Genomic DNA, 11,047 nt, shown 5'->3' on the forward strand with positions numbered 1-11,047 from the left:
GCATGCCTCCGGGACGTGTTTCCGCAGGTGAAATGGGGTCTGGCGGGATCCGAGGAGTCGTGGTTAGGGTGTGAGGAACGCGTCGACGCCCGCCTTTCGAGCGGTTGCCACGGACGCGCGGTGTGCCGGGAAGTCTGGTCGGCGTCCCAGGGCCCCTATGCCCTCAAGCCGAATCCCCCGGAGGTCTTCCTCATGGCTGCCACGCCGCGCGAGCGTTCCCCCTTCCTCGGACTCCTGCCCCTGCCCGAGCGCAACGCCGTGGTGCAGGCCCTGAGGACGGAGACCGTCGGCGGGATCGTCCTCCTCGCGGCCGCCGTCATCGCGCTGATCTGGGCCAACAGCCCGTGGAGCGGCGCCTACGAGCAGATACGCGACGTCCACTTCGGCATATCCGCCCTCGGCCTGAACCTGTCGGTCGAGCACTGGGCCTCCGACGGTCTGCTCACCCTCTTCTTCCTCGTCGCCGGCATCGAGCTGAAGCGGGAGCTCGTCGTCGGCGAACTGCGCACCCCCGCGACCGCCGCCCTGCCGGTCATCGCCGCCGTCTGCGGCATGGTCGTACCCGCCGCCCTCTACGCCGCCACCGCCGCGGCGGGCGGTGGCAGCCTGGACGGCTGGGCCGTGCCCATGGCCACCGACATCGCCTTCGCCCTGGCCGTCCTCGCGGTCCTCAGCAGCCACCTGCCGGCCGCGCTGCGCGCCTTCCTGCTCACCCTCGCCGTCGTCGACGACCTGGGCGGCATCCTCGTCATCGCGATCTTCTTCACCGGTGACCTGAACTTCGCCGCGCTCGGCGGGGCCTTCGCCTGCCTGGCCGCCTTCTACGCGCTCCAGCGCCTCCGCGTACGCGGCTGGTGGTGGTACGTCCCCCTCGGCGTCGTCACCTGGGCGCTGATGTACAACAGCGGCGTCCACGCCACCGTCGCGGGCGTGGCCATGGGCCTCATCCTGCGCACCACCCGCGACCAGGGTGAGACCGCCTCCCCGGCGGAACGCACCTCCCACCGGATACACCCGTTCTCGGCGGGGGTCGTGGTCCCCCTGTTCGCGCTCTTCGCCGCCGGCGTCGGCGTCTCGGGCGCGGCCCTGGCCGAGGTCTTCACGCGGCCGGAGCCGCTCGGCGTGGTCCTGGGCCTGGTCGTCGGCAAGACCCTCGGCATCTTCGCCGGCACCTACCTCGCCGCCCGCTTCACCCGCGCCCGCCTCAACCCCGATCTCGCCTGGGCCGACGTCTTCGCCCTCGCGGTACTCGCCGGGATCGGCTTCACCGTCGCCCTGCTGATCGGCGAACTCGCCTTCACCGACCCCGCCACGACCGAGCGCGTCAAGGCCGCGGTCCTGCTCGGCTCCCTCATCGCCGCCTTCCTGGCCGCCCTCCTCATCCGGTACCGCAACGGCGTCTACCGCCGCCTGTACGAGGAGGAGACGCGCGACGAGGACCACGACGGCATCCCGGACATCTACCAGCGCACCGCCGCGACCGAGCGCTGACCCGGCGGCGGCCCCGAACTCCCCAAGGGGGATAGGGGCCGCCCCGGTACACCTGCACCCCCACACGGTCGGTCCTCCCCTGCACCGGGAAGCAAAGGGCGAAGACAGGGGGTGATGCCAGGTACACCCTTACTCGGGCTCCGACACCAGTGACCTCGCCGCCTCAGCCCGTCATGCTTGCACCGAAGCCGAGAACAGAGGCCCGAGGAGGAGCGACGTGAGCAAGGCAAGGATCCGCGGCACCCTGCTGGCCGGTGTGCAGGGGCTGGGCGTTGCCCTTGTCGCACTCGCAGGAGGGATCACGCTCCTCTCCCTGGCGGTCCTGTCGATCGTCCTCATCCCCGTCGGGGTCGGTGTCCTCACGACACCGGCCGTCCTTTCCCTGGTGCGTGCCCACGCGAACTCCCGCCGCCGGCTCGCCGCGCAGTGGGCGCAGGTCACCATCCCCGTTCCGTACCGGCCCTTCCCCGACGACGTACGGAGCGGCGTCGCCGGGCGGCTGGACCGCTGCGGCCTGATGCTGAAGGACCCGGCCACCTGGCGCGACCTGGGGTGGCTCCTGATGGACCTGACCGTCGGCTTCGTCACCGCCTTCCTGCCCCCCGCCCTGCTGGTGTACGGAGTGCACGGCCTCCTGCTGCCGGCAGGTCTGTGGATGCCCCTCTCCGACGGCGAGGGCAGGAACTGGTACACCTTCGTACCGGTCACCGGTTGGGGCACCGCCTTTCTGGCCGCTCTGGTCGGCGCGGGGCTCCTCGCCCTCTGCAGCCGTGTCGGCCGGCCGCTGCTCTGCTTCCACTTCGTACTCAGCCGTGCTCTGCTGGGCCCCCCGCGAGAGGTGGAGCTCATCCAGCGCATCGACCGGCTCACCGAGACCCGCCACGAAGCCCTGGACGCCTCAGCCGCGGAACTGCGCCGCATCGAGCGGGATCTGCACGACGGCGCACAGGCCCGGCTCGTCGCGATGGGCATGAGTTTCGGCACGATCGAAATGCTGATGGACAAGGATCCCCAGCAGGCCAAGGCGCTGCTGGCGGAGGCCCGCAAGTCCTCGGCGGAAGCGCTCTCCGAGCTGCGCGACCTGGTGCGCGGGATCCATCCGCCGGTGCTGGCGGAACGAGGCCTGCCCGATGCCGTACGGGCGCTGGCGCTGCGGATGCCCATGACCGTCGAGATCGACATCGATCTGCCCGGACGAGCCGAGGACCCCATCGAGTCCGCCGTGTACTTCGCGGTCAGCGAGATACTCACGAACGCCGCGAAGCACTCGGGTGCGAACCATCTGTGGATCACCATCCACCACAGCGACGGACTGCTGCGGGCCAGTGTCACCGACAACGGCCGCGGCGGGGCGGTGGCCGGCGCGGGATCCGGACTGAGCGGGATCGAGCAGAGGGTCGGCGCGTTCGACGGTGTGGTGGCCGTCAGCAGTCCGGCAGGGGGGCCCACCACGGTGACGCTGGAGATCCCCTGTCCGTTGGCCGCCCAGACCCACACGGGTTAGCGGCTCGGTCCGCACGGGAATAGTTCGCATGCGATCCACGCGGCACTGCTCGCGAACGCAAAGACGTGAGACGTCGACGGATGCCGGGAGGATGCGTGCGGGTTCGGCCAGCGCCTGGGGTGACGGTGTTCCTGTCGGAAGACGGGTACCTGGAGTTGTTCTCCGAGGAGGCCTCGGCGCGCCTTCGGTGCAGTCCGGCGGGAGCCGCCATGTGGATCGCGATCTGCCAGCACGACGGTGACCGCATCGCCGCTGCGGACACCCTCGCCCGGATCTGGGAGAAGGATCGCGCCAACATGCGAGCGGACGTGGACCTGTGGGTCAACGAGCTCTTAGACGCGGGCTTATTGAGTTACGAGCCTTGATCGAGAGGACCGGCCCGCCGACCCGTGTCGCACGGTGGCCGGTGGGACGACTCGAAACCGTATGGGGAACCGGCCGGGCTCGGTAGATTCGTTCGCACATTCACCGGAGTACGCGTCGAGCGGCCCCCGGGTGTTCGACGATTGCCGATCCTGGAGCGCTGCCGTGCGAGTTGTCCTGGCCGAAGACCTGTTCCTGTTGCGAGACGGCCTCGTGCGACTGCTGGAGGCGTACGACTGCGAAATCGTCGCGGCGGTCGACAACGGTCCTGAACTGATGCACGCGCTCGTCTCACTGAAACCGGATGTGGCAGTGGTGGACGTCCGACTCCCTCCCACCTTCACCGATGAAGGACTGCAGGCCGCTCTCCACGCACGGAGCCAGATCCCCGGTCTTCCCGTCCTCGTGCTGTCCCAGCACGTGGAGCAGTTGTACGCCCGCGAGCTGCTCGCGGACGGCAGCGGAGGCGTCGGCTATCTGCTCAAGGACCGGGTTTTCGACGCCGCACAGTTCATCGACACGGTGCGGCGCGTGGCGGCCGGAGGAACGGCCATGGACCCACAGGTGATTTCCCAGCTTCTGGCGCGCAACACCAACGAGGAGCCGGTCGGCACTCTGACGCCCCGGGAGCGCGAGGTGCTGGAGCTCATGGCGGAGGGCAGGTCCAACGCGGCCATCGCCCAGCGCATGGTCGTCACCGAGCGCGCCGTGGCCAAGCACACGTCGAACATCTTCAGCAAGCTGAACCTGAGCCCGTCGGACGACGACAACCGCCGGGTCCTCGCCGTGCTGGCCTACCTCAACCGGTCCTGAGGCACGTCCCGGCGGCTCCTCCCCGCAGGGGTTACGTGGGTGAGCCGGAGGGGCCGGTACCCCACCGAGTACCCCACACACCCTCACCGCCGACGACCCTCCGGCCGAACCCGTCAACCGGCACGGCCGCCGCGGGTGCGGCTGCCCTGCTCCAGGCCCCCTGGCCCCCTATTCCATCGGCGCTCTACCTCTCCTGTAGGACTCCGCCCGAAGGGTGGTCACCGTAGAGGGGTACAGAATCCGACGACGGGGGTCAGGATGAATCTGGTGGGCAGGGCATCGGTGATCGATGCCGGAATAGAGGTACTCACGGAGTGCGAGGCGGGTGAGTTCCGGACGCTTCTCGTCGAAGGCCCCGCGGGGTGCGGCAAGAGCGCCGTGGTGGACGTCCTCGCCGACCTGGCCCGCACGGCAGGGGCCGTCGTGCTCGGTGCGGTCGGCTCTCCCGCCGAGCGCGAAGCGCCGCTCGGCGTCCTGCGCCAGATGGTGTGCAGCGACCCGGCGGTCGCACAGCCGTCCCTGACGGCGGATCCGGACCGCGCCGCGCGCACCGAGGCCATGCGGGACTTCTCCCTGCAGTTGCGGGAGCTGGCCGAGGACGGCCTGGTGCTGCTGTACGTCGACGACGCGCAGTACGCCGACGACCTCTCGGTCCAGTACCTGCAGTACCTCGCACGACACGCCCGGACGTCCAGGGTGCTGCTCCTCGTCGCCGTCTCGCCGTACACGGGCCGGTATCCGGAACTCGCGACGGAGCTGATGCGTCAGCCGGGATCCCGGCGGTTCCGGATCGGCTGCCTGTCCCCCGACGAGACCGCGGAAGCCGCCGGGCGGCCCTTGCCCGGTGAGCACCTGCACGCGGTCACCGGTGGCAATCCGCTTCTCCTGCGGGCCCTGCTGGCGGAGCCGACCGGGCTCGGCGAGGGCTCTCTTCTGGAGGAGCCCGCGTCCGAGCGCGGCGGTCCGTTCTCCCAGGCCGTCGTCACCTGCGTCCAGCGCAGTGGTCCGACGGCCCCGGTCGTGGCCCTCGCCGCCGCGGTGCTCGACGAGTTCTCCTCGCCCGAGCTCGTCCAGCGGCTGCTCGGCATCGCTCCGGCCTCGGTCGACCGGGACCTGGCCGCGCTGCGGGCGGCCGGCCTGCTGACCGGTGCCCGCTTCCGGCACCGCGCGGCGCGGACCGCCGTTCTCGACGGGGCGTCCGGACACCGGCGGGCGGCACTGCACCGGCGCGCGGCACTGCTGCTGGACCGGGACGGCATGGCGGCCACAGCGGCGGCCGGTCAGCTGCTGGCCGCAGCCACCCACGCCGGTGACGTGCCGTGGCACGCCACCCAGGCCGAGACCGACGTACTGCGGGAGGCTGCGGAGGACCTCCTGTCCCGGGACGAGGCACGCCAGGCCGTCCGCATCCTCGAACTCGCCGTGGAGGTGTGCCCGGACGAGCGGCAGCGGGCCGCGGTGCGGATCCGGCTGGCTCGGCTCAGCTGGCGGTTCAGCCCGGCCGCCACCGAGCGCCGACTGGCCGATCTGCTGAGCGGTCCCCACCCCGGCATCGAGCACGCGCAGCCACTGGTGCAGTTACTGCTCACGCACGGCCGCGTCCCCGATGCCGCCCGGTTGCTGGACGGACAGGACCCGGCCGCGGCCGGGGCCTCCCTCGTCGACACCGCCTTCGCGACCGGCACCGCCGGCGTCGAACGCCTGCTCCAGGAGACACGGCTGACGGACGCCACGGTCGAACCGATCACCCAGGCCCTGCGCTCCCTGGTGCACTCGGACCACCCCGAGCGCGCCGTGCCGTGGCTCCGGAACCTGGTGCGGGAGGCGGAGCTACGCGACGCACCCGGCTGGAGCGCCGTCTTCGCGTCCCTGCACGCAGAAACGTTGCTCCGCATGGGCGACCTGCGGGGGGCCTGCACGCACGCGCAGGCCGCCCTGGACCATCTGCCGGAGCGGACCGGCTGTTCCTTCCGGTTCGCGCCGACCGCCGTCCTCGTGCGCGCGCGCACCCTGATGGGGGAGAGCACTGAGGCAGCGCGACTGGTCGACCAGCCCGGGCCGCGCCACTTGTTCTCCGGGATGTACGGCCTGGGCTTCCTGCGGGCCCGGGGGCTGCACCTGCTGGCCTGCCAGCAGCCGCAGGCGGCGCTGGCCGACTTCATGGAGATCGGTCACCTGATGGAGCAGTGGGGCGTCGACCGGCCCGCGCTCCTGCCCTGGCGTACCGACGCGGCCGAGGCGCTGCTACGCCTGGGCCACACGCAGCGGGCCGAGCAGTTGGTGCTGCAGCAGATGGCCCTGCCCGATGCGCGGCGGCCGTGGGTGCGGGGCGTGTCCTTGCGCATGCGTGCCCTGACGTCGTCCTCCGCCAAGCAGCGCGTGGTGCTGCTGACGCAGGCCGTCGACGAGCTGCACCGCTCCGGCGACCGTCTGGAGGCGGCGCGCGCCATGGCGGAGCTCGGGCAGGCGATGCAGAGCGAGGGCACCGCGCCGGCGAAGGGCAGCGCGTTGATCCGCACGGCGTGGAACCTCGCCAGGGAGTGCGAGGCGGGGACACTGTGCCGGGAGATCCTGCCCGACGCGCCGCTCTCGGACGCCCAGACCGACCCGGCGCTGCGGGAGCCGGATGCCTCCCGGTCGGCGGCCCGGCTGAGTACGTCCGAGCAGCGGGTGGCCACGCTCGCGGCGCAGGGACTGACCAACCGGGAGATCTCCGCCAAGCTCTACCTGACGGTGAGCACGGTCGAGCAGCATCTGACGCGCGTGTACCGCAAGCTGCAGATCAGCTGCCGCGGGGAGCTGCCGGTGAACCTGGCGATGGGCAGCGGTCGCCCTGTCGACTGGTGAGAACGTGCGGTGTGCGGTTCCGGCACCGCACCCGCTTGCGCGGCGGGGCTCACCTCGGTGGTGAGCCCCGCCGCGGCGGGCCGCCGGCTCAGGACCGCAGAAGCTCCGCCGCCCTGGCGGCCAGGACCGGACGGTCGACCTTGCGGTTGGAGTTGAGCGGGAACTGCGCGACGTGCTCGTAGTGCCGGGGCAGCATGCCCTGGGGCAGGAGCTCCCGCAGCGCCCGGGCGAGCTCGGCGGGGCGGCGTATCCGGCCGGTGTAGAAGACGACGAGCTCGGTGCTGCCCTCCACGGGCCGAGCCACGGTGACCACGTCCTCGACGCCCTCGCAGGCGCGCAGCGCGTGATCGACCTCGGCGAGCTCGACCCGCCAGCCCTGCACCTGTACCTGTGAGTCGAGCCTGCCGAGGTAGACGAGTTCGCCGCCGGGCAGCCTGCGTACCCGGTCTCCCGTGCGGTACCACAGGCGGCCGTCGCGTTCCGCGAACCGGCCACGGTCGTCCTCGGGGTCGAGGTATCCGGCGGTCATCTGCGGCCCGGTGATGAGCAGTTCGCCCTCCACGTCGTCCTCGCTCCCGTCCTCGGCGAGCAGTACGTGGTCGTGACCCTCGTGGACGGAACCGATCGGTACGAGCCCGTTGACCGCCAGCCGCGGTGACGACTCGGGGTCCCAGCGGTGCCCGGTGATGGTGACGGTCAGCTCGGTCGGGCCGTAGATGTTCTCCAGGACCGATCCGGGCGCCGCAGCGTGCCAGTCGGCAGCGTCGGTGCAGCGCAGTGCCTCCCCGGCGAAGAAGCTCCAGCGCAGTCCGGGCAGGGACCCGGGCCGGAGGCCGCCCATGCGCCGGATCAGGGAGATGGCGCTGGGGGTGGAGAACCATACGGTGATGCCTCGCTCGGCGAGGTGGGCCGGGATGTCGCGGTAGGCGGCCGACGGCACCGCGTCCACGGTGGCACCGGCACCCCAGGCGCAGAACAGGTCGAACATCGCGCAGTCGAAGTTGAGGTCGAAGGTCTGTGTGAAGACGTCGTCGGGGCCGAAGTCGTAGCGGGCATCGAGGAGCCGGAAGTAGGTGTGGGTGCTGCCGTGCGTGATCGGCACGCCCTTGGGGCGGCCCGTGGAACCCGAGGTGAACAGCAGGTAGGCCACGTCGGACGCGTCGACCGGGCGCGGCGCCGTCAGCGCCCGCGCGGGGTCGGCCTCGACGACCGGGACGCCCGGCGCGTCGCCGTAGATCTCCCGCAGCGCCGCACGCCCGAGACCGTCCGCGATCAACGCCTCGGTGCCGCACACCTCGAGCATGCGCCGGGTGCGGGCGGCGGGGAAGCCGGGGTGCAGCGGTACGACGGTGGCACCCGCGTACAGTCCGGCGAGGATGCCGACGTACGCGGTGACGCTCTTGCCGGACAGCACGCCCACGGTCTTCGCCGATCCGACGGAGCCGGCCATGATCAGGGCTTGCTCGTGCAGCGCGCGGTAGGTCACCTCCTCGGTGCCGATCCGCAGCGCCGGGCGGTCCGGGGACAGGGAGAGCCCTCGAAGGAAGCGCTGATGGAGGGCGTGCTGCTGATGCTCGGTCATTCTTCCTCCGGAGATCCGCGAGGTCCGGGGTCCGCGGGCGGCGATCAATGCCGGCCCGTGGTCCGGGCCTGAAAGTTAGGGGTGCGCAACGGGTGCCCCTGGGTCCGTATCCGCTCGTAGCGTCCATTCCTGGAAACCGACGAACGGCACTGCGGGAAAGGGTGGATTCACCATGTACTGGGACCAGCGTTTCGAGGAACTGCTCAGGGAGTACCTGCCGTTCCTCACCGCCGAGGACGATCTGACCCCCGACACTGCACTGCGTGACGCGGGACTGGACTCGCTGGCCACGGTGGAGCTGCTGGGGGCGCTGGAAGCGGCGTACGACGTCAAGTTCATGGACGAGGCGCTGAAGCCGGAGACCTTCGCCACCCCCGCCTCGCTCTGGGGGGCGCTGCGTTCGATGACCGGGGCCTCCACCAGCTGAGCCGCCCCGGCCGCACACCGGGCCGGGGCTGCCCGGGACACGTGTCTCAGGCGGCCGCGGCGCGGCGGCGCGGCATCATGGCCCGTCTCGGGTCGGCCTTGATCACGTCGAAGCGCTTCGCCGCCACCGGAACCCGGGAGAACAGAGCGTCCTGGCCGGCGACGCACAGCCGGCCGATGCCCTTGTCCCTCAGGGAGGCGAGCGTGACGGGCCAGTCGACGGGGCGGACGCAACCGTCCAGCAGCATCGTGCGCACCTGCTCACCGGTGGTCAGCAGGGCCCCGTCGTGGTCGGCGACCACGGGAATCACCGGGTCGCGGAACTCCAGGCCCGCCATGACCTCGGACTCCGTCCTGCGACGCAGGCCCCCGAAGGCGGCGGAGTGCATCGGCGGCTCCATCACGTACAGCGGCAGCCCGCCCACGGCGCGGAGTCGCTCCCGCAGCCACTCGATCCCGGACGTGCGCAGCGTCACCATGGCGAAGTCCTCGTCGACGACGCACGTCACGTCGTGCCACTCGCCCCGCTCGGTCAGTTCCGCCAGCACCTCCCTCAGCGCGGGCGGAGGGGTGCGGGCGAAGGAGAGGGTCGCGACCCGCTCCGGATACTCCTCCGCGAAGAACGCGTCGAGGCAACGGGCGAACCTCGCGGTCAGCCGCACGCCGTCGGCGAACGAGAGCGCCCCGGAACGCACCGCCGTGGCCTTGCCGCCGAAGCTGGGCCCGGTGCAGTAGAGCGGATCGAGGCCGAACTCGGCTTCGGCCCACCGCGCCAGCGCCAGGCAGTTCACCATGAACGCGAGCTGCGCGTATTCCGAATAGTCGCCCTCCGCCTCGCTGAAGCGGTCGAAGAGCGAGTACCCGAGGACTTCGTCCGCTTCCGCGTACAGCTCCCGGGCATACGGATTGACCAGCATGAACTTGGCCACCTCGGAGAACGGGGAGGGCCCCATTCCAGGAAATACCAGGGCAGTGCCCGTCCGGTCGTCAGTCTCCATGGCTCTCAGTCTCCGGTCGGGGGCGCCGCGTCAAGAACCCCTATCAGCCCCTTAGCGGTACCGGCCGGCAGCGGCTTCACAGGCTTTTCAGATACGTGGTCAGCGCCTCGTGGAAGGCGTCGGGCTCCTCCAGGTGGGGCAGGTGGCTCGACTCCTCGAAGATCACCCAGCGGGCGTCCGGTATCAGGTCCTGATAGGGCTGGACCGTCTTCGGCGTGGCCTCGTCGTACCGGCCCGAGAGGATCAGGGTGGGCACCGCGATGTCGGGCAGGCAGTCCTCCACGCCCCAGTCGCGCAGGCTGCCGATGACATGGAACTCGTTCGGCCCGTTCATGGCGTAGTACACCGTCGGGTCGTTGTAGACCTCGTAGAAGGACGCCTGGTACTCGCGCGGCCAGGGCTTGAGGCGGCAGACGTGCTTCTCGTAGAAGACCGTCATCGCCTCGTAGTACTCCTGGCTGTCCGTGGTGCCGGCGGCTTCGTGCCGCAGGAGCGTGTCGTTGACGCCAGGCGGCAGCTGGGACCGCAGCACCGCCATCTCCTCCAGCCACAGCGGATAGGAGGCCGGGGAGTTGGCGACGACCAGGCCGCGCAGCCCGGCGGGCCGGGCCGCGGCGTGCCGGGCGACCAGCAGACCACCCCACGACTGCCCGTACAGCACGTAGTCGTCGGCGACGCCGAGGGCCGTGAGCAGGTTGTCCAGCTCAGCCAGGAACAGGTCCACCGTCCAGAAGTCCGCGCCTCGGCCCGGCAGGTGAGTGGAGCCCCCGTTGCCCAGTTGGTCGTAGTGGACGACGGGGTGGCCCTCCTCGGCGAGCCGGGCGAGCGGCAGCAGGTAGTCGTGAGTGGACCCGGGTCCGCCGTGGACCACGACCACGGGCGGGAGCCCGCAGCCGAGGTCTCCGGTGACGCGGTACCACGTCTTGTACTCGCCGAACGGAACGGTTCCTTTGGCACTCGGTGCCGGCAACGCCATGTCCCTCACCTCTCAGCCGGTTCTGAACAGCCTTGGCGACCGTAGGG

At 71.0% G+C, this 11,047-nt stretch carries 9 protein-coding genes; 6 read left to right on the plus strand and 3 right to left on the minus strand.

The features are described from left to right. Window positions 1–192: 192 nt before the first annotated feature. The 5 genes from nhaA to AB0A69_RS24485 all read left to right on the plus strand — a co-directional run bounded on the left by nhaA (window position 193) and on the right by AB0A69_RS24485 (window position 7,018). Window positions 193–1,491, plus strand: a complete 1,299-nt coding sequence (gene nhaA, locus AB0A69_RS24465) for a Na+/H+ antiporter NhaA (protein ID WP_361425789.1) — start codon at window positions 193–195, stop codon at window positions 1,489–1,491. Window positions 1,492–1,708: 217 nt separating this feature from the next. Next, complete coding sequence (locus AB0A69_RS24470; RefSeq protein WP_361425792.1) at window positions 1,709–2,995, plus strand: sensor domain-containing protein; 1,287 nt, start codon at window positions 1,709–1,711, stop codon at window positions 2,993–2,995. A 209-nt stretch (window positions 2,996–3,204) separates the two neighbouring features. Continuing rightward, the gene (locus tag AB0A69_RS24475) at window positions 3,205–3,360 is read left to right on the plus strand and encodes a hypothetical protein (RefSeq protein ID WP_361425795.1); all 156 of its coding nucleotides are present in this window, start codon (window positions 3,205–3,207) and stop codon (window positions 3,358–3,360) included. Window positions 3,361–3,523: 163 nt separating this feature from the next. Then, entirely contained in the window at window positions 3,524–4,171 is a 648-nt protein-coding gene (locus AB0A69_RS24480; RefSeq protein ID WP_361425798.1) for a response regulator transcription factor, read from the plus strand. Window positions 4,172–4,438: 267 nt separating this feature from the next. Then, window positions 4,439–7,018: an AAA family ATPase gene (locus AB0A69_RS24485; RefSeq protein ID WP_361425801.1), complete on the plus strand. Its 2,580-nt coding sequence runs from the start codon at window positions 4,439–4,441 to the stop codon at window positions 7,016–7,018. 88 nt (window positions 7,019–7,106) lie between these two features. Here the strand turns inward: AB0A69_RS24485 and AB0A69_RS24490 are convergent, their stop codons facing one another. Then, window positions 7,107–8,600: an AMP-binding protein gene (locus AB0A69_RS24490; RefSeq protein WP_361425804.1), complete on the minus strand. Its 1,494-nt coding sequence runs from the start codon at window positions 8,598–8,600 to the stop codon at window positions 7,107–7,109. A gap of 172 nt (window positions 8,601–8,772) precedes the next feature. Here AB0A69_RS24490 and AB0A69_RS24495 point away from each other — a divergent pair, with 172 nt between their 5' ends. After that, the gene (locus AB0A69_RS24495) at window positions 8,773–9,027 is read left to right on the plus strand and encodes a phosphopantetheine-binding protein (RefSeq protein ID WP_361425807.1); all 255 of its coding nucleotides are present in this window, start codon (window positions 8,773–8,775) and stop codon (window positions 9,025–9,027) included. Between the two features lie 46 nt (window positions 9,028–9,073). On the opposite strand, the gene AB0A69_RS24500 is transcribed toward AB0A69_RS24495, so the two are convergent. Together AB0A69_RS24500 and AB0A69_RS24505 are read right to left on the minus strand one after the other, a co-directional pair. After that, window positions 9,074–9,979, minus strand: a complete 906-nt coding sequence (locus AB0A69_RS24500; RefSeq protein WP_361425810.1) for an ACP S-malonyltransferase — start codon at window positions 9,977–9,979, stop codon at window positions 9,074–9,076. 121 nt (window positions 9,980–10,100) lie between these two features. Next, on the minus strand, window positions 10,101–11,000 hold the full coding sequence (locus tag AB0A69_RS24505; RefSeq protein WP_361425813.1) for a proline iminopeptidase-family hydrolase: 900 nt from the start codon (window positions 10,998–11,000) through the stop codon (window positions 10,101–10,103). Window positions 11,001–11,047: the final 47 nt, after the last annotated feature.

Source organism: Streptomyces sp. NPDC045431, assembly GCF_040646655.1.
Lineage (GTDB): Bacteria > Actinomycetota > Actinomycetes > Streptomycetales > Streptomycetaceae > Streptomyces.